Source organism: Novosphingobium subterraneum, from assembly GCF_000807925.1.
Taxonomy (GTDB): domain Bacteria; phylum Pseudomonadota; class Alphaproteobacteria; order Sphingomonadales; family Sphingomonadaceae; genus Novosphingobium; species Novosphingobium subterraneum.
In genome coordinates this window covers 17172-40690 of the sequence record NZ_JRVC01000007.1, presented here as the reverse complement: position 1 = coordinate 40690, position 23519 = coordinate 17172, and the positions used below count along the sequence as shown (strand labels likewise).

The window sequence follows — 23519 nt, the reverse complement described above, 5'->3', positions numbered from 1 at the left end:
CGATCAATAGGTTGCCGGCGGATCGCTCGCCGGAAAGCTCTCGTCCGAGGCCTGGTCGACCTTGTCCCAGCGCTTGGGGTCCGATCGCATGCCCTCGGTGCCGGCACTGCGCACCTTGGCAAAGTTGCCGCCCGACTCCTCGCCTTGCGCGAAAGCGGCCGGTGCCTGTTCCTCGCGATTCTTCTGCGCCACGCGCCAGATCGCATATCCCGCCGCTCCTGCGACGGCCCATTGCAGCAGGCTCATTACACGTCTCCTGATTGGCGGAAGGCCCGCAGCCTTCCCTCTCGATCAGGCAAACGCCCGAACCGCAGAAAGGTTCAGGCTCGAGAATTCCTGCTGGGCATGCTCATGGCTGAGGAACAGGGCGCGGAGTATTGCTCGGACGGGGCCTCGCGCCTGCCGCTGCAGGGTCGTTGCCGTCGCGCCGACCAGTGGCGCGGTTGAGGAAATCGTCGTTCGCGGCCTGCGGAACCTCCGGCGGTATGCCCTCGGGTGGTGCATTGGGATCAATTGCACCGTCATCACCACGCCGGCGCGACGGATCGACCAGGTTGCCCTGCTCGTCGACGTAAAAGTAATCGTCAGGGTTGCCCTGCATCGCCTCATCATCGGGTTCGAGCTGCCATTCCGGCAGCTTGAGTTCAGTGTCGAACTGTTCGACCGGGCGCTTGCGCGTGGCGACCTTCATGTAGGCCGCGAAGGCGCGCGCCGGTGCGGCGCCGCCCTGCAGGCCGGGCACGGCCTTGGCATCGTCGCGCCCCATCCACACGCCGGTGGTGATACCGCTCGAAAAGCCCAGGAACCAGCCGTCCTTGTTCGACGATGTCGTGCCGGTCTTGCCGGCAACCGGCCTGCCGATCTGCGCAGCGCGGCCTGTGCCGATATTGACCGCGGTCTGCATGAGGTCGGTCATCGCGGCAGCGACATAGGGCGGGACGAGCTGCTGCGCGGTCTCCGTGCGGTGCGTGTAGAGCACTTCGCCGTCGGTCGTCGTCACCTTGCGGATGCCGTAGGGCGTAATCGACATGCCCTTTGCCTGAACCGAGGCGAAAGCGCGCACCATGTCGATCACGCGCGCTTCGGACGAACCCAGGACCATCGAGGGCAGCGTGTTGATCGGCGTGGTGATGCCAAAGCGGCGCGCCATGTTGGCAACGGTGCCGAAGCCCACTTCATTGCCCAGCTGTGCCGCCACGGTGTTCTTGGAATAGGCAAAGGCTGTGCGCAGGTCGATCTCGCCCGCATAGCGATTGCCGTCGTTGCGCGGGGTCCAGCCATCGATCGTCACCGGCTCGTCGACCACGCGGTCATCCGGCGTGTATCCCGCCTCGAGCGCCGAGAGATAGACAAACAGCTTCCACGCCGAACCGGGCTGGCGGACGGCGTTGACTGCGCGGTTGTAATTCGAGGTTACATAGTCCGTGCCGCCGACCATGGCGAGAACCGCACCGTCGCGATCAAGGGAAACAAGTGCGCCCTGCGCGCCCTTCGGCGCAAATCCGGCCACTGCGCTGGTCGCGGCCTTCTGCGCGATCGGATCGAGCGTGGTCCACACTTCGATCGGCTTGTCGTTCTCCGGCAGGATCAGGTCGAGCTGCGGCAGCGCCCAGTCGGTGAAATAGCGTGCAGAGTTCTGGCCTGCGCTGTCCGAGACCATCTTCACGGCCTTCAGGTCCACGCTCTGCGCTTCCTGCGCGGTCAGCACGCCCGCGCTCTGCATCGTCTGCAGAACCACGCCAGCGCGGCCCACGGCCGCCTCGGCATCGGCCGTTGGCGAATATCGTGACGGCGCCTTGACCAACCCGGCGATGATCGCCGCCTCAGGCAGCGTGATTTCCTCGCCCGAATGGCCGAAGAACTTGCGTGCGGCGCTGTCGATGCCATAGGCACCGCCGCCGAAGTAGACCTTGTTGAGGTACAGCTCGAGGATCTGGTCTTTCGAGAACTTCTGTTCGAGCGCCAGCGCCAGCACCCATTCGCGCGCCTTGCGGCCGAAGGTCTTGGTGTTGTTGAGGAAGATGTTGCGGGCAAGCTGCTGCGTGATCGTCGAGCCGCCCTGCTTCCATGTGCCGCTTTCCACGCGCACCATCAGCGAACGGACGATGCCGATGGGGTCCACGCCCCAGTGGCTACGATAACGCCGGTCCTCGACCGAGATCATCGCATCCTTCATGTCCTGCGGGATGCGCTCGTAAGGGATCCACTTGCCGTAGCTTGGCCCCAGGGTCACGATCTCGGAGCCGTCGGCGGCACGCACCACGATCATCTGGCCGGTCTGGCTCGATTTCAATTCGCCATAGCCGGGCAGCGAGCGCACCGTGACGGCAACGGCCACCACCAGCCCGATCGTGCCCAGCAGCGCAAAGCCGGCACCCCAGGCAAGCAACCGCCGAACCCATCGGCCCAGCATCGATCTGCTCTTGGGTTGCGGCTCCGACCTGCCGCCCTCGGGGCGGCGGGGAATGTCCCGTCTGGCCATCAGTCTTGTACCGCTTCCCTCATTCTCGGCCTCGTTCCGACATCGGCGCAGGCCGTCCACGCAAATCTGCGGCCCTTTGCATAGGGCAGTTGTAACGCAGGGTTAACCGCAAAATCGGCGAACGGCCAATGCTGCCGGTTCAGAGCGCTTTCCGACTCAGTCTTTCGGCGTGAAATCCAGCGAAGCGCTGTTCATGCAATAGCGCAGGCCGGTGGGATTCGGACCATCGGGGAAGACATGGCCAAGGTGCCCGTCGCAGCGCGCGCAGCGCACTTCGGTGCGGACCATCCCGTGCGAGCGATCGACGATTTCCTCGACCGCCTCGGCCTCGACCGGGGCGTAGAAGCTCGGCCAGCCGGAACCGCTGTCGTACTTGGTGTCAGAAGTGAACAGCGGCGCTCCGCAACCGGCGCAGTGGTACTCGCCGGGTGCCTTGTTCTTCTCGTAAGCCCCGGTGAACGCACGCTCGGTGCCCCCCTGACGCAGGATCTGGTACTGCTCGGGCGACAGACGCTCGCGCCACTCGGCGTCGGTCAGGTTCATCTTGTCGGACATTGCGGGGATCTCCTTTGCCGCCAATATGGGAAGCCCGCCCCGCCCGCTCAATAGTGCGATTTTTCCTGCGGTTTGGCGAACTCGTAGCAGCGCGCGATGTCGTACTTGTCGACCCCGCCCTTTCCGTCCGCCGCCTCAGCCGCCATCGCCTCGCGCGCCTGCGCCAGTGTGCGGTCGGCATCGTCGCCACTGCCACCGGCAGCGATGATCGCCTCGCGTTCGCGCGATGAAAGCACCGATTCCAGTGTCTTGAGATCCTGCGCCGAAGTGCTCATCCCTTCGCGGGCATGGACCTCGTTGTAGGCAAGCCCGAGGATCGCGGCGCATTGCTTGAGGGTCGGCGCGATCAGCGGCGGGACGGTGGCGTCAAGCCTTGCGAGGCAAGGCCCGGCAAGCGCCGACAGGGCCTTGTCGGGATCGGGCGCGGTCTGGAGCGCCTGAACCTGCTCGGCGATCAGGTCGCGCACCTGCTCGCGGGTCAGCGCACCCTCCTTCATCGCGCGCTCGCCCGAATCGGCAAAGAAGGTCTTGCCGCGCACCGCCAGCGGCGGCCAGCCTTCCAGCGCATCGCCCCCCGATTGTTCAAGCGCAACAATGGCAAAGGCCGCCGAACAGCGCAGATCCTCGCGGCTTTGAGCTGTAAGTTGCGGCGCTGCCTGGGCTTGGGCCATGGCCTGGGCCTGCACCGGCACAAATCCAACTGTCAGGGGCAGAAGGGCAACTCTGGCGAGCAGAGCGCTAACTCTCGAAGGCATTCGCATGGCACGAGCATAGCGAAAAAAGGGGCCGCGAACAGACTTGCTGTTCACGGCCCATGTGACCTTCACGGTCAGGGATTGCGCACTCGGCAGGGTAACGAGAGGGAGTGCGCGCTGGAGACTGGTGCTGGACTTATCCGGCCGCTGCCTCGTTGCAGCGGGCGAGGTCCTCGGCGGCGAGATCGCCCTGCGGGGTGGCGAAGCGCGCGACGGGGCCGACCTTCTGGGCAAGGCGGGCGCAGACGATGACCGGGCGAGATGTATCGCGCGGGGCCGAGCATTCGGCGCCTTCGCACTTCCACAGGACACCCTTCTGAATGACCTTCTGCGCACCGTCCATCGGACGGGTCAGCGTGGCCGAATAGAACGAGCCGCCGGTGTTGGCGCGGGCTGTGTTGGCGGTTACCGCGAAGCTGAGCGTGGTGCCGACCAGCGCGAGGACGGCCGGAAGGAGCTGGCGCAGAGCGCTGCTGGAATTTGCTGAGATCATCGTTCTTCCCCTGAAACAACCTTGTTAGGGCCACGGAAATTGCAGGGTTCTGGAGAGGATGCTATTTCCGTTGCGAATCGCTACCTATCAGGATAGGTTTCAGGTTGCAACTAGAAACTTAAATAGGCGGCGATCATGGGCTATGCAGAGGACGACATGGAAAAGCTTCGCGAACCTCTCGGCGAAATCGCCCAATGCGGCCTGCCCCTTGCGCTCGAAGCCATGGGCGAGCGATGGTCCTTCATGATCCTTCGCGCCGCTTTCAACGGCGTGCGCCATTTCGAGGATTTCCTCGAAGCGCTGGGCATCGCCCGCAACATCCTTTCCAACCGGCTGTCAAGATTGGTCGAGGCCGGCATTCTCAAGCGCGAGCACTGCGCCGATGACCGGCGCCGCATCGAATATCGCCTGACGCCGAAGGGTCTCGACCTGCTCCCCGCCATGCTGGCGTTGCGCCAGTGGGGCGAGAAGTGGGAATTGGGCACGCCTGCCAATCCAGTGCTTTGCGATTGCCGCGACGGACGGCCGATCGCTCCGATCGGCATTCTTTCGCACGACGGCCGCGAACTGACGCCGAATGACCTGACCTGGCGTGATCGGGGCGAGATCGAAGCCGAACCAAAGCCTGCCGAGCTTCGCGAAATTGGCTGACTGACCTTTGGGCCGACTGGCCATCAAACTGACGGGCCATCAGGAAAAAGGGACCGCCGGACTAGCGACGGTCCCTTGAGTTTGACCCGGTGGGGGACTGGATCCGCCGGGTTTGCAAGCTGCCGGGATCAGCGGACAGCAAGATCGGTCTTGGATTTCTGAGCAGCGGCCAGCGCGGTCGCCTTCACTTCGGCCTTGGCGCGGCGGGCATCGGCCATCGAGCGGGCAAAACAATCGCGCGCCGATTCCCATTCGCTGGTCGGCAGGTCCGCCTTGTTCAGGCCACAGATGTCCTTGGCGGCTTGGCGAAGGCGGGCGTTGAGCTGGGCCTCGCCCTGCTTGGTGGTGAGATCCAGATCGGAATAGACGACCGAGCGCGTGCCGGCAGAGGCAGGCTGGCTGGCGGCAAGAGCGAGGCCGAGGAGGCCGGCGGAGAACAGGGTCTTGGCAAACATGGCAACTTCCTTCGACACGGGAGCCGGCGGGGGGGACCGGCCTTGGGGGGCGTTTCAGCGGCTGATCCGGTTGGCCGGGTGCACCGCATGCATTCTCGCTACGCCCGGTGGTCGATGAAATCTTGCGCGTCTCGACCAGCTTTCCGTTACGAACGACAAGTGTTTAGCCCGTCCGACGAAACGCAATGTCCACTCCACGAACTGCAGGTGTGACAATCCCTGCGCGATTCCCTAAAGGTCGCATCCAGTCCATGGCGATTCTGATCACTTTCCTTCTGGGCATCGGCAACTTCGCGCTGCACCGCGCCGTGATGGACAGCGGGCACCCGCTGCTTGCCCGCCTGCCGTGGATGGTCCACGCCTTTGGCGGGCGCTTCACCCTGCTGCTGGAGTTCCTGCTGTTGCTCGGCGCGCTGCTGTTTGCCTCGGAAGGCGTGGTCAGCGGACCGATCGCCTACGTTATCTATTCGATGCTCAACAGCTTCTCGGCCTGGCTGATCCTGACAGATCGCGTTTAGAGCAGCCGCTGCGGAACCGCCGCGCGTGCTGCCGGTTCTGCCGGTGATGACGCTCTCTCCTCTCTGGCTCGTGACGAACGCCGCAAGCGGCAGCAACAGCGACGCGGCGGTCGATGATCTCGTCGCCTCGCTCTCGGCCGCCGGGTGCGCGCCGGCGCGGGTCATCCGCTTTCCCGATGAGGAGCTGCCCACGCGCGCGCAGCTTGAAGCAGAGGGGATCGCGACGCTTGCCGTCTTCACCGGCGACGGCACGATCAATACCGCGGCCTCAGCACTCGAAGGCTGGGGCGGTGCGCTGCTCGTCCTTCCCGGCGGCACGCAGAACCTCCTGTCGAAGTCTCTCCATGGCGACGTTCCGGCAGAGGAAGTGACCGGCAAGCTCGGCTCGGCGCGACGCGTGCGGCGGCAGGCGCTGCGCACCTCCCAAGGCGTCGCACTCATCGAACTGCTGGCCGGCCCCGGCGCGATGTGGGCCGACGTGCGCGAAAGCGTGCGCGATCTTGATCTGCCGACCATCGCCGAGACTTTCACCACGGCCCTGCGCGAAACCCGCGAAGGGCCGGGCGTTCGCCTATCCGCACCCGCGACAGCAGCGCAGCCCGAAGGATATCGCGCCGTGCGCATGGCACCGCTGGACGGTGACAGCATGGAAGTGGACGGATACGACTTTTCCGACTGGGGCGAGTTTGCCGCGCAAGGCTTTGCCATGCTGGTGAAGCGCGATTTCCGGCAGGGCCCCCACGACGAACTGGGTCAATGTTCGTCCGCAACACTCGAAAGCGACGGCCCGATCGCCATGATGATCGACGGCGAGCGGCGCGAAGGCGGCATGCGCGAGGAAGTCACCTGCGAGGAATTCGCGCTCGACTTCCTTTGCACTATCGCACCCGGTGCTTGACCGCAGCGGGCCCAGCGACGATCAAGCCTGCCCGATGACCCGCCTCTTCCACATCAGCGATATCCATTTCGGCCTTGAAGACCGGCGCGCCCTCGATTGGGTCGCGCAATGCATCGCGCGCGAAAAGCCCGATGCCGTCGCCATCACCGGCGATCTGACGATGCGCGCACGGCACCGCGAATTCACCGCCGCCTGCCACTGGATCCAGGCGCTGGACGTGCCGGTGACGGTCGAGGTGGGCAACCACGACCTGCCCTATTTCAACCTGATCGAACGCTTTATCGATCCCTACCGTCGATTCCGTTCGATCGAAGGCGTGCTGGAGCGGGAACTGCCGATTCCCGGCGCGAAGATCGTGCCCCTCAAGACAACCGCGCGCGCGCAGTTCCGCCTGAACTGGTCGAAAGGCACTGTGGGCAAGGCGGCGCTGGCGCAGACGTTGGCGGCGATCGACGCGCTCCCGCCCGGCACACGCGCCATCGTTGCCTGCCATCACCCCCTGGTCGAAGCCGGCACCCGCGGCAAGGCGCTGACTCGCGGCGGCAACCATGCGCTGGCCGAACTGGCCCGGCGCAACGTCCTCGCCGTGCTGTCAGGCCACGTCCACGATGCGTTCGACCTGATCCACCCCACGGCCAACGGGCCGGTGCGGATGATCGGCGCGGGCACGCTCAGCCAGCGCGTCCGCTCCACCCCGCCCAGCTTCAACGAACTGACGCTCGATGGCGACAATATCACCGTCCGCGTCCGCAACCTCGAACACGTGCCGACGCGCGACATGCTGATCGACGACGTGCCGGAGAACGCGCTCCCGCCCCGGACCGAGGGCGAACCGGTGGCCCCGGTGGCGGCCGTGCCAGCGGTCGATCCGCCGGTTCATTGAGCGACGGCGACGATCTCCAGAGCAGGCGCACCGCCAACGATTTCGATCAGGCGGTCGATATTGGGGTGAGCGCCCGGACGCGCCCGTGCATCGGGCGTGTGCTCGGCGAAGATCGCAAGGCCGTGCTCGGCAGCCGCGGCATCGAGCCTGCCGAAGCAGAGCTGAAGGTAGTTGTAGACCTTGAGCGAGCCTTGCTTGCCTGCTTCACTCGGGATCGTCGCCACGACCGTGCCCGAAGCGTCGAGCAGATCGAGCTGCGCGATGCCGTCGATGGAGGGCAGCAGGGCGAGGTTGTCCTTGAACGATGCGGTCGGTGCAACCGGCGTCATTGCGATACTCATTTAGGGCCCACTCCCATGTTGTCGATCAGACGCGCCGCGCCGATGCGGGCGGCGACGAGAAGGCGGGCGCTTTGCCCGGTGAAGGTTTCGATAGCCTCAAGCGTGGCGGCATCGCGCAAGTCGGCATAGTCGACCGAAGCGAATCCGGCGGCGATGATGTCGGCGTTGAGCGAGCCAAGCGCCTGCGGCACCGACGCGCCGCTCTCGATTGCCGAAATCGCGCGGCGCATCGCCGCCGAGAGACCGGCCGCCTGTTCGCGCTCCCGCTCCGTCAGGTACTGGTTGCGGCTGCTGAGGGCGAGGCCGCTTGCCTCGCGCACGGTCTCGACCCCGATGATGTTCGAAACGTGCGGCTGGGTGAGATCAAGGTCACGCGCCATGCGGCGGATGATCGCCAGTTGCTGCCAGTCCTTCTCCCCGAACAGGGCAAAGTCCGGGCGAACCTGGTTGAACAGCTTGCACACCACTGTGGCGACACCATCGAAATGGCCGGGGCGTGCGGCGCCGCAGGCGACCTCGCTGACGCCCGAGACCGAGATGTTAGTGGCATAGCCATGCGGATACATCTGATCGACCGTAGGCGCCCACAGCACGGCGGCGCCTTCGGCTTCGAGCAGCGCGGCATCGGCGGCGAGCCGGCGCGGGTAGGCATCGAGGTCCTCGTTCGGGCCGAACTGGCGCGGATTGACGAATATCGAGGCGACCACGTGGCTGGCCCGTGCGCGCGCTTCGCGCACAAGCGTCAGGTGACCTTCGTGCAGCGCGCCCATGGTGGGGACGAAGGCCACGGTTTTTCCCCCGATTTTGAGCGCGTCGACCGCATTGCGCAGGTCTTCCAGCCGGTTGATCGTTTGCACCTTGGCAGCCACTCCACTAAGTCAGATGCCACGGGCGATACGGGCGGCGGACGCCTCTCGCAACCCCGTGCAGCGTATCAACCACGTGAGTTACCAGCCTTGTCCAGCGCCTCGTCCCTTGGCCCGCATCGCATCGTCTTCGCCAATGAAAAGGGCGGCACCGGCAAGTCGACGACGGCGGTCCACGTCGCTGTTGCCCTCGCCTACCAGGGCGCTCGCGTGGCGACGATCGACCTCGATGCCCGCCAGCGCACGATGCACCGCTACTTCGAGAACCGTGCCGAGACGATGCGCCGGCGCGAGATCACGCTGCCGACCGCGACGTTCGAGGTCTATGGCGGGGACAGCATCGAGGAGCTCGACGCGCTGACCGAGCGGCTTTCGCAAAACCATGACTTCATCATCTTCGACACGCCCGGACGTGACGACGTGCTGGCCCGCCACGTTGCGACGCGGGCGGATTCGCTGGTCACCCCGCTCAACGACAGCTTCGTCGACTTCGACCTGATCGGCCAGGTCGATGCCGAAACCTTCAAGGTGCGCCGCCTGTCGTTCTATGCCGAGCTGATCTGGGAAGCGCGCAAGAAGCGGGCGATGGCAACGATCAAGGACGCGCGCCGCGAGATGGACTGGGTCGTGGTGCGCAACCGCACCGGCTATACCGAAGCGCGCAACCAGCGCCGTATCGACCAGGCGCTGACCGAACTGTCCAAGCGCGTCGGCTTCCGCGTGGCGAGCGGCCTTTCGGAGCGCGTGATCTATCGCGAACTGTTCCCGAGCGGGCTGACCCTGCTCGACAAGGGACACCTGGGCGAACTGGGCACGAGCCACCTCGTCGCACGGCAGGAATTGCGCACGCTGGTCTCGGGCCTCAACCTGCCGATGCCGGGCAAGACCGCACCCGAACCGAAGCTGGAAAGCGCCGCCTGATGATCAAGCTGCTCACGCTTGCGATCCTGGCCAGCCTTGCGTGCAAGCTGCTGGCAGGGCGCTGGCCGTGGGAGCTTTTGCAAGGAGACCCACGCGCCGCCAACGAGGCGCGGGCGCGCAACCTCCTCGGCATCGGGCCGCAGGCGGGATATGACGAAGTGATCGAGGCGCATCGCCGCCTGCTCCAGAAGGTCCATCCCGATCGCGGCGGCAGCAACGAAGCCGTGCATGAGGCCAATGCCGCGCGCGACCTGCTGCTGGCGCGGCTGGCCGACCGGCGCGAGGCCTGATCGGGTCGCCGAGGCAGCAACTGGATGACCGCGCACCGCTTCCACCCTTCGATCCTGCGCGAATACGATATTCGCGGCGTCTTCGGCGAAACGCTGAGTGCGGACGATGCCCGCGCGGTGGGGCGCAGTTTTGGCTCGGTGGTACGATCACGTGGCGGCGCCCGCGTAGCGGTCGGCTGCGACGGGCGCATCAGCACGCCGGTGCTGGAACATGCGCTGGTCGAAGGACTGACCGCCAGCGGGGTTGACGTTGTTCGGATCGGACTGGGGCCGAGCCCGATGCTCTACTTCGCGGCAACACCGGGTTCGGGCGGATTAGCCCCAGAGGTGCAGGGCGGCGTTCAGGTAACCGGCAGCCACAATCCCGCCAATCACAATGGCTTCAAGATGGTACTTGAAGGTGCGGCGTTCTTCGGGAGCGACATAGTCGATCTCGGGCGGATCGCCGAGGAAGGCGCGTGGACTTCCGGCAACGGGCGCGTCGAGGACGCCGACGTTTCCGCCGCCTACGTCGATTGCCTGATCGGCGTGCTGGATGGCATCGGCCTGGATGTGCTGCAAGGACTCGCCATCGGCTGGGACGCGGGCAACGGCGCTGCCGGCCCCCTGATCAAGGCGTTGACCGCCCGGCTGCCCGGTCGGCATGTCCTTCTTCACACGAGCGTGGACGGCCATTTTCCCAACCATCATCCTGATCCGACTGTGGAAGCCAATCTCACCGATCTTCGCCACGCTGTCGCGGCGGGAAGCCTCGACTTCGGACTGGCATTCGACGGGGATGGAGACAGGATCGGGGCTGTCGACGGCCGGGGCCGCGTGCTCTGGGCCGACCAGCTCCTGGCGATCTACGCCGAGGAAGTCCTGCGCGAGCGCCCGAAATCCACGATTATCGCCGATGTGAAAGCCAGCTCAACGCTGTTTGCACGCATTGCAGAGCTGGGCGGAACGCCCCTGATGTGGAAAACCGGGCATTCGCCGATCAAGTCCAAAATGAAGGAGACACTTGCCCCGCTGGCCGGGGAAATGAGCGGCCACATGTTCTTTGCCGACCGTTACTTCGGATATGACGATGCGCTCTATGCCGCCGTCAGGCTGATCGCGGCAACCGTCAGGCTGGGCAAGTCGGTCACGCAGATGCGCGATGCCATGCCCGAAATGGTCACGACGCCCGAGTTGCGCTTCGCCGTACCCCGCGAACGGAAGGCCACAGCGGTGGCCGAGGTATTGCAGAATCTCCGCACGGATGGCGCCGAGGTGAACGACACCGACGGCGTACGCGTCGACACGGCCGACGGCTGGTGGTTGCTGCGATCGTCCAACACCGAGGATGTGCTGGTGGTTCGCGCGGAGTCCGCCGACCAAGGCGGGCTCGACCGGCTCATGGCCGAAGTCGACACCCGCCTTGCTGCCGTGGGGATCAGGCGTCCGGCGTGACCGAACGGTCGCCGTTGCCCCAGCCCAGCGTGCCGCCCTGGCCTTCGAGACCACTGCCGGCCTTCACGCGCAGGTTGTTTTGCACGTGCTTCACCCCGCCGATGTCCTCGACGACGTCTTCCGCGCGGCGCTTTTCGGCGCGGCTGCCAACCGTGCCGGCCAGCGTCACTTCACCTTCGGTGACCATCACCGTGATCTGGCGCGCATCAATGTGATGGTCGTCGGTCAGGCGATCGTTGGCGTCCTCGCGGATGCGTTCGTCCGAGCGCGTGTAGTCGCCCGGGCCCTTTCCGCGATGGCTCTCGCGCTGGCCCCCTCGTCGGCTATTGTCCCGGTCGTCATCAGCGCCGAACCAGCCGCGCACCTCGTCGACAGCACGGTCGAAAAAGCCGCGGGGATCATGGTCGCCGTAACCGCCGCGACCGCTGTAGCCGTAGGATGACGGGTAACCTCCGGCCGAGCCGGTGCCATAGGCCCCGTATCCGGCTGGCCCGCCCCAGGCACGACGGCCTTCGCCATAGTCTTCTGCCGTGAAATAATCGGCGGTGTTTGCGGCGTTGCCGCTGGCCGTATCGCGCCAGCGCGAGCGGCCCTGCGGGGCGCGGGCCTGCCCCGTGTAGTGCCGGTCGCCCACTTCCCAATCGTGGGTACGCCGATCGCCGCGCATGTCCTGGTCCATCCATCCGGTTGGCGGATCGCCCAGCGGCGTTGAAGCCCCGGTCGAGCCGGAGCGACCCCACTGGTCACGGTCGCGGTCGCTGCGGTCATACCGATCCCGGTTGAATTCCGGGGCGAACTCGCCGGAATAATCGCGGCTCTGGCGTCGCTCTTCGTCCTGCCAGCGGTCGCGCGAGTTCCAATCCATGCGTTGGCCCATGGCTTTTTCTCCTTTCAAGGCGTTGTCATGGAAAGAAAACGGACAGGGGCGCGCCCTGCCCCCTCGCCCCGGCGCATCCACGGTCCATCCCGTCGTGCCTGCTGCCCGGCGCGCTTTGCGCTTGCCAACCGCGCGGGCCCTGTCGCATCACGCCGGTTGATATCTGCAGGAAGACGAATGCTCATCGGGATCGATCTGGGGACCACCAACAGTGCGGTGGCCATGTGGCAGGCAAACGAGAACGGCGGAGAGGCAAAGCTCGTGCCGAATGCCCTCGGGGCGCTGCTCACCCCTTCTGCCGTTTCGGTCCTGCCCGATGGCACGACGCTGGTCGGAGCCGCCGCGCTGGAGAGGATGGGCCTCAAGGATGGGGCCACCGCAACCAGTTTCAAGCGATTCATGGGCACCGACCGCAAGGTGAAGCTGGGCAAGAAGGAGTTCTCTGCCGAGGACCTGTCCGCGCTCGTGCTCATGGCCCTGCGCGACGATGTGGCCGCCTGCACCGGCACCCGCCCCACCGAAGCCGTCATCACCGTGCCCGCCTATTTCAACGACCGCCAGCGCAAGGCGACCCGCCGCGCCGGTGAACTGGCGGGCCTAACCGTACGCCGCCTGATCAACGAACCAACCGCCGCCGCGCTCGCCTTCGGCCTGCAGGACAAGGCCGAGCGCGAGCCGTTTCTGGTGTTCGACCTGGGCGGAGGCACTTTCGACGTCTCGATCGTCGAGATGTTCGAGGGCATCGTCGAGGTCCGCGCCTCGGCAGGGGACAACCGGCTGGGCGGTGATGATTTCAATGCCGCTCTGGCGATGGCCGTGCGTGGGCGGCTCGATCCCGACGGCCTGCTCGCCAAGCTGGAAGAACCGCGCGCACAGGCCCTGCTGCTGCAGGCCGCCGAACGTGCCAAGCGCGCGCTGAGCGAGGGGCAGGAAGCCGAATTTGCAGTGACGGTCGAGGACCAGCGGCTTTCCACCACGATCACCACGAGCGAATTCGAGGCCCAGGCCGAAGGGCTGATCCGCCGGTTGCGCGATCCGGTGGTGCGCGCCCTGCGCGACAGCCAGATCGACGCCGCGTCCTTGAGCGAAGTCGTGCTTGTCGGCGGGGCCACGCGCATGCCGGTGGTGCGCAAGGCGATCACGCGCCTGTTCGGACGCTTCCCAAATTCCTCGGTCCATCCCGACCATGCGGTGGCGCTCGGCGCGGCCATCCAGGGCGGGCTGATCGCGCGCGACGGCGGGCTCGAGGAAATCCGCATCACCGACGTCTGCCCGTTTACGCTGGGCATCGAGACAGCTGAGCATTCGGCGCGCGGCACGATCCAGCAGGGCCTGTTCTCGCCGATCATCGAACGCAACACCCCGGTCCCGGTCAGCCGTTCTGGCATCTACAGCACGATGGGCGACAACCAGAAGCAGATCGAGGTGAAGATCTACCAGGGCGAGGCGCGCGAGGTTTCGGGCAACGTCCACCTCGGGCAGATCAAGGTGCCGGTCCCGGCGAAGCCTGCGGGCGAAGTCTCGATCGATGTGCGCTTCTCCTACGACAGTTCGGGCCTGCTCGAGGTGGACGTGGAAGTGCCGCTGACCGGCGCCAGGCACAACCTCCTCATCATCGACGAGGAAGACCGCAAGGCCGCGAAGGATCTCGATGCCCGGCGCCAGACGCTGGCCGCGCTGAAGCACCACCCGCGCGAGGAGGCGGGCAACCAGGCGCTGCTGGCCCGCGCCGAGCGGTGCTACGAGGAATTCCTGGGCGATGTCCGCGCCGTCATCGGTGATCGCACCCGCATGTTCGTGGCCGCGCTCGACAGCCAGGAACCGCGGCGCATTGCCGATGCCTCGGCGATGCTGACAGAGCTTCTCGACATGCTCGAAGCCAACCCGCCGCTGTGACGCCAGAGGGATGACACCCACTCAAGCCTGGAAGGTCCTCGGGATCGCGAAGACGCCGGACGTGGCGGCGATCCGGCGAGCCTATGCCGAGCGCCTGAAAGCCATGGACGTCGACAAGGACGTCGATGGCTATGCCCGGCTGCGCGAGGCGCGTGACAGCGCCCTGCGCTGGGCGAAGATGCAGGCAGCACCGCCTGCCGATGAGGAGTTCGATCCTTTCGCGGGCGTGACGCCGCTCGGGGATGCCGGAGAGGCCGCTCCCGAGGCCGAACAATCAAGCTGGCTCTATGCCGCCCCTGCAGTGAAGGGCGAGGTTGATCCCAGCCTGACGCGCAAGCTCGGCGAGGCGGCACCGAAGCTTGACGTGACGCCGGGTTTCGTGGCCGCGCAGGCCCCGGCTGAGCAGGCCATCGCGGTCAAGCGCGATCCGTTCGAACGCCCGGTCCTGCTGGGTCTGGAGCCGACCTCGGACGCGGTCATGCCGGCATGGGCGCACGAGCAGGCGCTCTATCGGCTGCTTCTGCCCGACATGGTGGACGACGAGGAGACCCTGCCGCCGCTCGAAGGCTGGGAGGAGGCCATGGCGCTCGGCCACCTCAAGGCCGTGCTGCGCAATGCCGAAACCGTCAGCGTCACCGCCTTTGACGAGATCGACAACTGGCTGGCCGGTATCCTTGCCCGCAGCTGGCCACGCTCGGCCCCGCTGCTGGAGCCTGCCGCCAAGGTCTTCGGCTGGGAAAGCGAGCGCGGGCAAGTTTCGGAAAGGCCGGCCATAGCCTTCCTCAACGCCCGCCTGCGCGGCCTGCGCTTCCGCGAAAAGGTGCAGGACCCGAAGCACCCGCTGCACAAGGCGTGGAACGAACTGACCACGCCCGCGCAACAGGGCAGCCGCAAGGGCTGGTTCGTCAAGCGCGCCGACGTGGAGCAACTGCTCGAAGGCGTGCGCAAGAACTTTCCGGAAGTGGAGCACTACTTCGATCCGTGGCGCGTGGCGCTGTGGGAAAAGAACACCAGCGCAAACGTCGGGCAGGGCTGGTTCAGCAGCGGTCGACTGATCCTGTTGGCGGTCATCTTCGGCGTACAGATCCTGCGGGTCGTGTTCAGCAGCAACGACAGCTCGACCGAACCCCCGCCGGTGCCGGAGATTTCGATCAGCCAGAGTGCGCAAGAGAAGGAAATCGTCGGCCGCGCGGTTACCGCCGTGTTCGGGCCGGAGATCACCTTCGATGGCCTGCAGTCGCTCCAGCCCGATCTCGCCGCACTGTTCAGCGCCAACCGCACCATCGCGCGCACAGATGGCAGCAGTGATGAGGCCTACACCGCGAAAGTGCAGGATCTGGTGCGCGAACGCATGTATGCGACTGCGCTTGTCGAAAAAGGGGGTCTGCTGGCCGATGTGCAGCGCATTCGTGCCGACCTGCTGCGCGCCGCGCGAAAGACCGGGCCTGATGCCTGCATGGCTTTCCTCCGCACGCGCCGCATGGCATCCGGGGTCAAGGTTCCTCCTGCCGTGCTGGAACGCGAACGCACCCTTGCGGTGAAGATGCTCGACGCCCGCCAGCTCGGCCCGCCGCAGCGGATCAAGCCGGGGACGGCAAGCGTGCCGGGTGAACTGATCGGCAAGGTCATCACCGAAACCGGCATACCCGACAAGCGCGTGCGGCAGGCGATGGGTGGCAAGGGTTCGGACGCCGACCAGTGCGCGGTGACCATCGGCCTGATCGACGCCGCGCTTGGCTGGAAGGTGGCGACAGAACGAGAGGCGATCCTTTCGGTTCTGTAAGGCCGTGCCTATCTTGGGGGCGATGACGCTCGCTCCCTCGATCACTGACTGGTTCGAAAGCCGCAGCTGGCGCGTGCGGCGTCACCAGAGCGAGATGCTGGAAGCAGCCCGTGCGGGCGATCATGCCCTGCTGGTGGCCGATACCGGCGCGGGCAAGACGCTGGCGGGGTTCCTGCCGACGTTGCAGGATTTCGCAGGCGATGAGCTGCCGGGCGACGGACTGCACACGCTCTACGTCTCGCCGCTGAAGGCGCTGGCGCATGACGTGCAGCGCAACCTTCTCACGCCCATCGATGAAATCGGCCTGCCTATCCGGGTGGAGACGCGCAGCGGCGATACGCCTTCGGACCGCAAGGCCCGCCAGCGCGCCAAGCCGCCGCATGTGCTGCTGACCACACCTGAATCGCTGTCCTTGCTGCTGAGCTATCCGGAAGCGGCAACGATCTTCGCGGGTCTGAAGCGGGTGATAATCGACGAGGTCCACGCCTTTGCCACCGGCAAGCGCGGCGATCTTCTGGCGCTCTCGCTGGCGCGGCTGCAGGCAATTGCCCCCGACATGCGGCGCGCGGCACTTTCGGCGACGGTGGCCGATCCGCAGGACTTCTGCGCATGGCTCGCTCCCGATGGCGATGCCGCCTCGGTGCGGCTGGTCGAGGGCGAAGCGGGCGCAAGGCCGGAACTTTCGATCATGAACCCCGAGGACGAGCGGGTGCCCTGGGGCGGGCATGCCGCCGCCTGGGCCGTGCCGCAGCTCTATGACGAGATAAAGCGCAACCAGACCACCCTTATCTTCACCAACACGCGATTCCTCGCCGAATACATTTTCCAGCTGCTGTGGGACATCAACGACGACAAGCTGCCGATCGGCATCCACCACGGCTCCTTGTCGAAGGAAGCGCGGCGCAAGGTCGAAGGGGCGATGGCCCGCGGCGAGTTGCGCGCACTGGTCTGCACCGCCAGCCTCGACCTCGGTGTCGATTGGGGCGATGTCGACTTGGTCGTGCAGATGGGCGCACCCAAGGGCTCGTCGCGCCTGCTGCAGCGCATCGGCCGCGCCAACCACCGCATCGATTGCCCCAGCCGGGCACTGCTTGCGCCCGGCAACCGCTTCGAATTTCTCGAAGCTTTCGCGGCGCAGGAAGCGGTCCACGAGGGGCGGCGCGATGGCGAGGACTTCCGCCCCGGCGGTCTCGACGTGCTGGCGCAGCACGTCATGGCCTGCGCCTGCGCCGGACCGTTTGACGAGAAGGCGCTCCATGCCGAGGTCCGCTCCGCCCATCCCTACCGCTGGGTCGATGAAGCGCAGTGGCAGCGCGTGCTCGAATTCGTGGCAACCGGCGGCTATGCCTTGCGCGCTTATGACCGCTTCAAGCGCATCGTGCGCGACAAGCATGGTACCTGGCGACTGACCCACCCCGAACATGCCGCGCGCCATCGCCTCAATGCCGGAATCATCGTCGATTCCGAAATGCTCGACGTGCGCTTTCGCAACGGCCGTTCGCTCGGCAAGGTCGAAGAGAGCTTCGGCGCGACGCTTTCCCCCGGCGATACGATCCGCTTTGCCGGGATGGACCTTGAGGTCGAAGGCGTGCGTGATCTTGAACTGATCGTGCGGGCGGCAAAGAAGCCGGGTCAGATCCCCAGCTACATGGGCGCGCGCCTGCCGCTGACCACGCACCTGTCCGATCGCGTGCGGGGGCTGATGGTCGATCGTGCAGGCTGGTCGCGCTTCCCTGATGACGTGCGCGAATGGCTGGAAATGCAGGACTGGCGCAGCCGGCTGCCGGGGCCGGGCATGCTGCTGGCCGAAAGCTTCCCCCACCAGAACAAGCACTACACCGTCTACTACACGTTCGAGGGCTGGAACGCGAACCAGTCGCTCGGCATGCTGATCACGCGCCGGATGAACGAGCTGGGCCTCGCCCCGCTGGGCTTTGTGGCCAATGATTATTCGCTGGCCGTTTGGGGTGCGAGGCCGGTCCTTGATCCCGCGCCGCTGCTCTCATCCGACATCCTCGCGCACGAGTTCGTGGAGTGGGTGCAGGAATCGCACCTGCTGCGCCGCGCCTTCCGCGAGGTGGCGGTGATCTCGGGACTGGTCGAACGGCAGCATCCGGGCAAGCGCAAGTCGGGCAAGCAGGTCACCTTCTCGACAGACCTGATCTACGACGTGCTGCGCAAGTACGAGCCTGACCACCTGCTGATCCAGGCCGCATGGGCCGATGCGCGCGCGCGGATGACCGACGTCGGCCGGCTGGGCGACTTGCTCGATCGCGCAGCAGGCCAGCTGGTCCACGTCGAGCTGGACCGCGTAAGCCCCCTTGCCGTGCCGGTGCTGGTGATGATCGGCCGCGAGACGACGCCTGCAGGCGCGGCCGACGATGAACTGCTGGTCGAGGCCGAAAGCCTTGCCGCTGCGGCGATGCGGGCTGATTGAGGCGTAAAAAAGCGGGACCCCGGATCAAGTCCGGGGTGGCGGTTGTTTCAGCGCATCATTTCCTTCGTCACCCCGGGCTTGACCCGGGGTCCCGCTTCTTCGTCAATTCGTCTCGCGCGCCAGCCGGTCGGCCAGCTCGGCGATTTCCGAAGGATCGAGCAGCCACGTCCGCGTCGCCCGGCCCTCGCGGTGGATCGGCTTGGTCAGCAGCACGCGGGCATTGTCACGCGCGTGGGGCTTGTAGAGTCCGTAGTGCAGCGCACAGTCACGGATCGTGCCGATGATCGGGGCGCGGCCCTCAAGGTCGATCATCGTGGCGGGCTGGTCCCACGGGATTTCGTCGGTGAAGGCCACGATCAAACGTCCAGATTCGCCACGTTGAGCGCGTTTTCCTGGATGAAGTCGCGGCGCGGCTCCACCACGTCGCCCATCAGACGGGTGAAGATCTCGTCGGTCACGTCGGCGTCCTCGACCTTGACCTGCAACAGCGAGCGGTTGTCTGGATCGAGCGTGGTTTCCCAGAGCTGCTCGGCGTTCATCTCGCCAAGGCCCTTGTAGCGCTGGATCGACAGACCCTTGCGGCCACCGGCAAAGACTGCATCGAGCAGTTCGGAAGGCCGCGTGATTGCATCCTTGACCTTGGCTGCCGGCGCAGCGGGTGCTTCATCATCCCCTTCGGCCAGGACCGGCGCAGGCTCTGCCTCGGCAGCCGTCGCGCGCACCAGACGGGCCATCCCGGCATAGACCTCGGCGTTCTCGGCGGCGAGCTTGGCCAGCTTGCGCGCCTCGGCGCTGACGAGAAAGCCCGCTTCGATCATGTGATGATCGGTCACCCCGCGCCACAGGCGCTGCACGTGATAACCACCCTCTTCCGATACCACGACGCTCCAGCGCGCTTCGGTATCGCCGCGGTTGAGCCAGTCTGCCGCCTTGGCGAGAGCAGCATCGCGCTGCTCGGCGCCCATCTCCGGCTCGAGCGCGCCCGAAAGCGCCAGCGCCTCGATAATCGAGGGGTTATAGCGGCGCGGCACGAAGCCCATCAGGTTGCGCATGCGCAGGGCATGGTCGACCAGCGCCTCGAGATCGGGGCCGCTGCGCGCACCACCGGCGGTTTCAAGAATACGGCCCGAAAGCCCCGCCTCGACCAGATAGCGGTCCATCGCGGCGTTATCCTTGAGGTAAACCTCGCTGCGGCCCTTGGCGACTTTGTAGAGCGGCGGCTGGGCGATGAAGAGGTGCCCGGCCTTGATGATCTCGGGCATCTGGCGATGGAAGAACGTCAGCAGCAGCGTGCGGATATGCGCGCCGTCGACGTCGGCGTCGGTCATGATCACGATCTTGTGATAGCGCAGCTTGTCGATGTTGAATTCGTCGCGCAGGCCGGTGCCCATCGCCTGGATCAGCGTGCCGACTTCCTTCGAGCCGATGATGCGATCGAAGCGGGCTCGCTCCACGTTGAGGATCTTGCCCTTCAAGGGCAGAATCGCCTGCGTCTTGCGATCGCGCCCCTGCTTGGCCGAACCACCTGCCGAGTCACCCTCGACCAGGAACAGTTCGCACTTGGCCGGATCGCGCTCCTGGCAGTCCGCCAACTTGCCCGGCAGCGAGGCGATGTCCATCGCGCCCTTGCGTCGGGTCAACTCACGGGCGCGCTTGGCCGCTTCGCGTGCGGCGGCGGCGTCGATCACCTTCTGCACGATGGCCTTGGCGTGGCCGGGATTTTCCTCCAGCCATTCGACCATCTTGTCGGCCATCAGGCTTTCGAGCGGCTGACGCACTTCCGACGAAACCAGCTTGTCCTTGGTCTGCGAGGAGAACTTCGGATCGGGCAGCTTGACCGAGACGATGGCGGTGAGGCCTTCGCGCATGTCGTCGCCGGTAAGGCTGACCTTCTCCTTCTTGAGCAGGCCCGACCGCTCGGCATAGCCGTTCAGCGTGCGGGTCAGCGCCGCGCGGAACGCCGCCAGGTGCGTGCCGCCATCGCGCTGCGGGATGTTGTTGGTAAAGCACAGAACGTTTTCGTAGTAGCTGTCGTTCCATTCGAGCGCGACGTCGATGCCGATGCCATCGCGGTTGGCGGAGATCGCCACAGGCTCGGGCATCAGGGGCTGCTTGTTGCGGTCGAGATACTTCACGAAGGCCGCGATGCCGCCTTCGTAATAGAGATCGTGCTCCTTCACTTCCTCGTGCCGCTTGTCGCGCAGCATGATGCGCACGCCCGAATTGAGGAAGGCGAGCTCACGGTAGCGGTGTTCGAGCTTGTCGAAATCGAACTCAAGCACGTTCTTGAACGTCTCGTGGCTCGCCTGGAAGGTCACGCGCGTGCCCTTCTTGCCTTCCGGCGCCGGCCCGCGCACTTCCAGCGGCGCAACGGCATCGCCGTGCGCGAACTTCATCCAGTGCTCCTTGCCGTCACGCCAGATCGTCAGCTCCAGCCATTCCGACAGCGCATTGACCACCGACACGCCGACGCCATGGAGGCCGCCCGAAACCTTGTAGGCGTTGTCGTCCGAGGTATTCTCGAACTTGCCGCCCGCGTGGAGCTGGGTCATGATGACCTCGGCCGCAGAGACGCCCTCTTCGGCGTGAATGTCGGTCGGGATGCCGCGCCCGTTGTCTTCCACCGAGACCGAGCCATCGGGGTTCAATTCGATCAGCACCAGATCGCAGTGACCGGCCAAAGCCTCGTCGATCGCGTTGTCGGAAACCTCGAAAACCATGTGGTGCAGGCCCGAACCATCGTCGGTATCGCCGATGTACATGCCGGGGCGTTTGCGCACCGCATCGAGGCCTTTCAGGACCTTGATGGAATCGGCGCCATAGGCGTTGGTGTTGGGTGTGTTTTCGTTGGTGCTCGACATAGTCTGCACATAGGCACAAAAGGGCAAAAACCCAAGCGAATCCGGCCTGTTTTACACAAGGGAAAGCCCCGATCGGCGCGCGGCGAAGGCAGGCTGTGGAAATGCACCCATTCAGCCCCTTGACGCCGGACTCGCAGGCGTGTTCCATGAGCGCATGTGTAACACTGCGGTCACCAGGCAAAGCCATGACTGCCCCTGCGGAGGCGCTCCCGCCTCTGTGTGCAGGGAAGAAGTCGGGACGTGCTCCATAAGGCGCTGATCGATCGGGCGGCTTCGGCCAGGCCCAACAGCGGTGACAGCACCGCCTTCAACGATGTTCTGCACAATGACCGGCATCTGGCGAACTGCCCCGCGCTGGTCCTCAATGCCGATTACACCCCGCTGAGCTATTACCCCTTGAGCCTGTGGCCGTGGCAGACCGCGATCAAGGCGGTGTTCCTCGAACGCGTCGACATTATCGAGACCTACGACCGCGAGGTCCACAGCGCCAGCTTCGGCATGAGGCTGCCCTCGGTCATCGCGCTGCGGCAATACGTGCGGCCGAGCGAATATCCCGCCTTCACCCGCTTCAACCTGTTCCTGCGCGACCGCTTCCAGTGCCAGTATTGCGGCAGCCCCGACCTCTTGACCTTCGACCATATCGTGCCGCGTCGCCTCGGCGGGCGCACCTCGTGGGAGAACGTGGCAGCGGCATGCTCACCCTGCAATCTCAGGAAGGGCGGACGCACCCCAGAACAGGCGCACATGCGGCTGATGAACCGCGCGATCCGGCCGACGACGTGGCAACTGCAGGAGCGCGGCCGCGCCTTCCCGCCCAATTACCTGCACGAAACCTGGCGCGACTGGCTCTACTGGGACGTCGAGCTGGAGAGCTGACCCCGATACTAGGCCCGCCGCTCCAGCAGGGCGGCACCCTTCAGGAACAGCGCCAGCGTGATCAGAGAAATCGCCGCCGCCAGCAGGATCGGCATTCCCGGCAACTGATATATCGCGTTCGGACCGCTGAACTTCTCCAACGTCTGCGTGTACATCGGCGGTCCGATGATCGCTGCGATTGAGCCGATCGACTGCACCGCCCCCTGCAACTCGCCCTGGCTGCGCGCATCCACCGCGCGGCTGTTGAACGCCGAGATGGGCGACTGCACGAAGCCCTGCAAGGCGCCCACTCCAATCGCCACGTAGACCTGCCAAGGCTCCTGCGCCAAAGTGTAAAGCACCGCCGAAACGCACAGGCCTGCCACACCGAGCACAACCGCGCGTTTCTCACCCAGCACCGGCAGGAACTGGCGCAGGCCCACCCCCTGCACCAGCGCGCTGCTGAACCCCACCAGCGCCAGCGCCACGCCGACCTGGCCCACGCTGAAGCCATAGGCGGCAATCGCGAAGTAGGACCACGCCGCCGGATAGACGATATGCGCCAGTTGCCACGTGCCGAGCGCCGCCACGAACCACAGCACTGTCGGGCTCTGCCCCTTCAGCGCGCGCAGCGAGGCCATGGCGTTTGCCTGCCGCCAGTCGAACGGGCGGCGGTTTTCAGGGGCCAACGATTCCTTGAGGAAGAAGAACCCGAACACAGCATTGGCCAGCGCCAGCCCGGCGGCGGTGTAGAACGGCAGGCGCGGGTCGATCGACCCGAGCAACCCGCCCATCGCCGGGCCGACGACGAAGCCGATGCCGAACGCAAGCCCCATCAGCCCGAAGTTCGCCGCGCGCTTTTCGGGTGGGGTAACGTCGGCAATATAGGCATAGGCCGGGGAGAAACTGGCGCCCGTGAGGCCCGCAATCAGCCGCCCGGCAATCAGCCACCCGAAATTGGGCGCCATCGCCTGCAGCAGGTAATCCAGCCCGAGCATGAGCACCGCCGCGAGCAGGATCGGGCGGCGGCCATAGCGGTCCGAAAGGTTGCCCAGCACCGGCGCGAACACGAACTGCATCGCCGCATAGCCCGCCCCCAGCCAGCCGGCGTAACCTGCCGCCGTGCCGATATCGACATGCGTCAGGTCCATGATCAGGCCCGGCAGCACCGGCGTCACCACGCCGAAGCCGAGCATGTCGATAAGGACAATCGCAAAGACGACGCCGAAAGAGGCGCGATGCCCTGATGCTGCCCCTGCCGCCATGCG

23 protein-coding genes are annotated in these 23519 nt (G+C 65.8%); 11 read left to right on the top strand and 12 right to left on the bottom strand.

Annotated features, from left to right (window positions below):
• Window positions 1-3 precede the first annotated feature (3 nt).
• The 5 genes from NJ75_RS08455 to NJ75_RS08435 form a co-directional block, all read right to left on the bottom strand.
• Window positions 4-246 (bottom strand): hypothetical protein, encoded by a 243-nt coding sequence (locus NJ75_RS08455; RefSeq protein WP_039333446.1) that lies wholly within the window; start codon window positions 244-246, stop codon window positions 4-6.
• A gap of 103 nt (window positions 247-349) precedes the next feature.
• Window positions 350-2482 (bottom strand): transglycosylase domain-containing protein, encoded by a 2133-nt coding sequence (locus NJ75_RS08450; protein ID WP_039333444.1) that lies wholly within the window; start codon window positions 2480-2482, stop codon window positions 350-352.
• A 156-nt stretch (window positions 2483-2638) separates the two neighbouring features.
• Window positions 2639-3037, bottom strand: coding sequence for a peptide-methionine (R)-S-oxide reductase MsrB (msrB, locus tag NJ75_RS08445; protein WP_039333442.1), 399 nt, complete (start codon window positions 3035-3037; stop codon window positions 2639-2641).
• Window positions 3038-3084: 47 nt separating this feature from the next.
• Window positions 3085-3723, bottom strand: coding sequence for a hypothetical protein (locus NJ75_RS23265; protein WP_169804125.1), 639 nt, complete (start codon window positions 3721-3723; stop codon window positions 3085-3087).
• Window positions 3724-3928: 205 nt separating this feature from the next.
• Window positions 3929-4285 carry a CC_3452 family protein gene (locus NJ75_RS08435; RefSeq protein WP_052242217.1) on the bottom strand — a complete coding sequence of 119 codons (357 nt, stop codon included), beginning with the start codon at window positions 4283-4285 and terminating at the stop codon, window positions 3929-3931.
• 156 nt (window positions 4286-4441) lie between these two features.
• On the opposite strand from NJ75_RS08435, the gene NJ75_RS08430 reads away from it, so the two are divergent.
• Window positions 4442-4936 carry a winged helix-turn-helix transcriptional regulator gene (locus tag NJ75_RS08430; RefSeq protein WP_174544601.1) on the top strand — a complete coding sequence of 165 codons (495 nt, stop codon included), beginning with the start codon at window positions 4442-4444 and terminating at the stop codon, window positions 4934-4936.
• A 128-nt stretch (window positions 4937-5064) separates the two neighbouring features.
• Here NJ75_RS08430 and NJ75_RS23260 read toward each other — a convergent pair whose 3' ends face one another.
• Window positions 5065-5391: a UrcA family protein gene (locus tag NJ75_RS23260; protein ID WP_052242216.1), complete on the bottom strand. Its 327-nt coding sequence runs from the start codon at window positions 5389-5391 to the stop codon at window positions 5065-5067.
• A 251-nt stretch (window positions 5392-5642) separates the two neighbouring features.
• Here NJ75_RS23260 and NJ75_RS08420 point away from each other — a divergent pair, with 251 nt between their 5' ends.
• From NJ75_RS08420 to NJ75_RS08410, 3 genes are read left to right on the top strand one after another with little or no spacing between them, the layout of a single operon-like run.
• The gene (locus tag NJ75_RS08420) at window positions 5643-5909 is read left to right on the top strand and encodes a hypothetical protein (protein ID WP_039333440.1); all 267 of its coding nucleotides are present in this window, start codon (window positions 5643-5645) and stop codon (window positions 5907-5909) included.
• 25 nt (window positions 5910-5934) lie between these two features.
• Window positions 5935-6807: a diacylglycerol kinase family protein gene (locus NJ75_RS08415; protein WP_052242214.1), complete on the top strand. Its 873-nt coding sequence runs from the start codon at window positions 5935-5937 to the stop codon at window positions 6805-6807.
• 34 nt (window positions 6808-6841) lie between these two features.
• Window positions 6842-7690 carry a metallophosphoesterase family protein gene (locus NJ75_RS08410; protein WP_039333698.1) on the top strand — a complete coding sequence of 283 codons (849 nt, stop codon included), beginning with the start codon at window positions 6842-6844 and terminating at the stop codon, window positions 7688-7690.
• On the opposite strand, the gene NJ75_RS08405 is transcribed toward NJ75_RS08410, so the two are convergent.
• Both NJ75_RS08405 and panC read right to left on the bottom strand, forming a co-directional pair.
• Complete coding sequence (locus NJ75_RS08405) at window positions 7684-8031, bottom strand: DUF2322 family protein (protein WP_236727096.1); 348 nt, start codon at window positions 8029-8031, stop codon at window positions 7684-7686. The genes NJ75_RS08410 and NJ75_RS08405 overlap by 7 nt on opposite strands.
• Complete coding sequence (gene panC / locus NJ75_RS08400; RefSeq protein ID WP_039333695.1) at window positions 8028-8888, bottom strand: pantoate--beta-alanine ligase; 861 nt, start codon at window positions 8886-8888, stop codon at window positions 8028-8030. The genes NJ75_RS08405 and panC overlap by 4 nt, the downstream gene beginning before the upstream one ends.
• 99 nt (window positions 8889-8987) lie before the next feature.
• On the opposite strand from panC, the gene NJ75_RS08395 reads away from it, so the two are divergent.
• Genes NJ75_RS08395 through pgmG form a run of 3 tightly spaced genes read left to right on the top strand, consistent with a single transcriptional unit; the run spans window position 8988 to window position 11542 of the window.
• On the top strand, window positions 8988-9818 hold the full coding sequence (locus NJ75_RS08395) for a division plane positioning ATPase MipZ (protein ID WP_039333436.1): 831 nt from the start codon (window positions 8988-8990) through the stop codon (window positions 9816-9818).
• Window positions 9818-10108 (top strand): J domain-containing protein, encoded by a 291-nt coding sequence (locus NJ75_RS08390; RefSeq protein ID WP_082013323.1) that lies wholly within the window; start codon window positions 9818-9820, stop codon window positions 10106-10108. Before NJ75_RS08395 ends, NJ75_RS08390 begins: the two co-directional genes overlap by 1 nt.
• A gap of 24 nt (window positions 10109-10132) precedes the next feature.
• The gene (pgmG, locus tag NJ75_RS08385; protein WP_039333431.1) at window positions 10133-11542 is read left to right on the top strand and encodes a phosphoglucomutase/phosphomannomutase PgmG; all 1410 of its coding nucleotides are present in this window, start codon (window positions 10133-10135) and stop codon (window positions 11540-11542) included.
• Here pgmG and NJ75_RS23255 read toward each other — a convergent pair.
• Window positions 11526-12419, bottom strand: coding sequence for a BON domain-containing protein (locus NJ75_RS23255; RefSeq protein WP_052242212.1), 894 nt, complete (start codon window positions 12417-12419; stop codon window positions 11526-11528). The two genes, pgmG and NJ75_RS23255, sit on opposite strands and share 17 nt — an antisense overlap.
• 177 nt (window positions 12420-12596) lie before the next feature.
• On the opposite strand from NJ75_RS23255, the gene NJ75_RS08375 reads away from it, so the two are divergent.
• The 3 genes from NJ75_RS08375 to NJ75_RS08365 are packed head-to-tail and all read left to right on the top strand — an operon-like array spanning window position 12597 to window position 18535.
• Window positions 12597-14315, top strand: a complete 1719-nt coding sequence (locus NJ75_RS08375; RefSeq protein ID WP_039333429.1) for an Hsp70 family protein — start codon at window positions 12597-12599, stop codon at window positions 14313-14315.
• A 10-nt stretch (window positions 14316-14325) separates the two neighbouring features.
• Window positions 14326-16098 (top strand): hypothetical protein, encoded by a 1773-nt coding sequence (locus tag NJ75_RS08370; RefSeq protein WP_039333428.1) that lies wholly within the window; start codon window positions 14326-14328, stop codon window positions 16096-16098.
• A 22-nt stretch (window positions 16099-16120) separates the two neighbouring features.
• A complete protein-coding gene (locus NJ75_RS08365) occupies window positions 16121-18535 on the top strand; it encodes a ligase-associated DNA damage response DEXH box helicase (RefSeq protein ID WP_039333426.1) in 2415 nt (804 codons plus the stop codon).
• Between the two features lie 102 nt (window positions 18536-18637).
• On the opposite strand, the gene NJ75_RS08360 is transcribed toward NJ75_RS08365, so the two are convergent.
• Window positions 18638-18847: a hypothetical protein gene (locus NJ75_RS08360; RefSeq protein ID WP_052242259.1), complete on the bottom strand. Its 210-nt coding sequence runs from the start codon at window positions 18845-18847 to the stop codon at window positions 18638-18640.
• Window positions 18848-18891: 44 nt separating this feature from the next.
• Window positions 18892-21396 carry a DNA topoisomerase (ATP-hydrolyzing) subunit B gene (gyrB, locus tag NJ75_RS08355; protein WP_039333424.1) on the bottom strand — a complete coding sequence of 835 codons (2505 nt, stop codon included), beginning with the start codon at window positions 21394-21396 and terminating at the stop codon, window positions 18892-18894.
• 240 nt (window positions 21397-21636) lie between these two features.
• On the opposite strand from gyrB, the gene NJ75_RS08350 reads away from it, so the two are divergent.
• Entirely contained in the window at window positions 21637-22272 is a 636-nt protein-coding gene (locus NJ75_RS08350) for an HNH endonuclease (RefSeq protein ID WP_039333422.1), read from the top strand.
• 8 nt (window positions 22273-22280) lie between these two features.
• Here NJ75_RS08350 and NJ75_RS08345 read toward each other — a convergent pair whose 3' ends face one another.
• Window positions 22281-23516, bottom strand: a complete 1236-nt coding sequence (locus tag NJ75_RS08345; protein WP_039333420.1) for a tetracycline resistance MFS efflux pump — start codon at window positions 23514-23516, stop codon at window positions 22281-22283.
• Between the last annotated feature and the right edge of the window lie 3 nt (window positions 23517-23519).

Coding starts and splice junctions, on each gene's coding strand:
- NJ75_RS08455 (WP_039333446.1), bottom strand. CDS start 246: ATGAGCCTGCTGCAATGGGCCGTCGCAGGAGCGGCGGGATATGCGATC.
- NJ75_RS08450 (WP_039333444.1), bottom strand. CDS start 2,482: ATGGCCAGACGGGACATTCCCCGCCGCCCCGAGGGCGGCAGGTCGGAG.
- msrB (WP_039333442.1), bottom strand. CDS start 3,037: ATGTCCGACAAGATGAACCTGACCGACGCCGAGTGGCGCGAGCGTCTG.
- NJ75_RS08435 (WP_052242217.1), bottom strand. CDS start 4,285: ATGATCTCAGCAAATTCCAGCAGCGCTCTGCGCCAGCTCCTTCCGGCC.
- NJ75_RS08430 (WP_174544601.1), top strand. CDS start 4,442: ATGGAAAAGCTTCGCGAACCTCTCGGCGAAATCGCCCAATGCGGCCTG.
- NJ75_RS23260 (WP_052242216.1), bottom strand. CDS start 5,391: ATGTTTGCCAAGACCCTGTTCTCCGCCGGCCTCCTCGGCCTCGCTCTT.
- NJ75_RS08420 (WP_039333440.1), top strand. CDS start 5,643: ATGGCGATTCTGATCACTTTCCTTCTGGGCATCGGCAACTTCGCGCTG.
- NJ75_RS08410 (WP_039333698.1), top strand. CDS start 6,842: ATGACCCGCCTCTTCCACATCAGCGATATCCATTTCGGCCTTGAAGAC.
- NJ75_RS08405 (WP_236727096.1), bottom strand. CDS start 8,031: ATGAGTATCGCAATGACGCCGGTTGCACCGACCGCATCGTTCAAGGAC.
- NJ75_RS08390 (WP_082013323.1), top strand. CDS start 9,818: ATGATCAAGCTGCTCACGCTTGCGATCCTGGCCAGCCTTGCGTGCAAG.
- pgmG (WP_039333431.1), top strand. CDS start 10,133: ATGACCGCGCACCGCTTCCACCCTTCGATCCTGCGCGAATACGATATT.
- NJ75_RS23255 (WP_052242212.1), bottom strand. CDS start 12,419: ATGGGCCAACGCATGGATTGGAACTCGCGCGACCGCTGGCAGGACGAA.
- NJ75_RS08375 (WP_039333429.1), top strand. CDS start 12,597: ATGCTCATCGGGATCGATCTGGGGACCACCAACAGTGCGGTGGCCATG.
- NJ75_RS08370 (WP_039333428.1), top strand. CDS start 14,326: ATGACACCCACTCAAGCCTGGAAGGTCCTCGGGATCGCGAAGACGCCG.
- NJ75_RS08365 (WP_039333426.1), top strand. CDS start 16,121: ATGACGCTCGCTCCCTCGATCACTGACTGGTTCGAAAGCCGCAGCTGG.
- NJ75_RS08360 (WP_052242259.1), bottom strand. CDS start 18,847: ATGATCGACCTTGAGGGCCGCGCCCCGATCATCGGCACGATCCGTGAC.
- gyrB (WP_039333424.1), bottom strand. CDS start 21,396: ATGTCGAGCACCAACGAAAACACACCCAACACCAACGCCTATGGCGCC.
- NJ75_RS08345 (WP_039333420.1), bottom strand. CDS start 23,516: ATGGCGGCAGGGGCAGCATCAGGGCATCGCGCCTCTTTCGGCGTCGTC.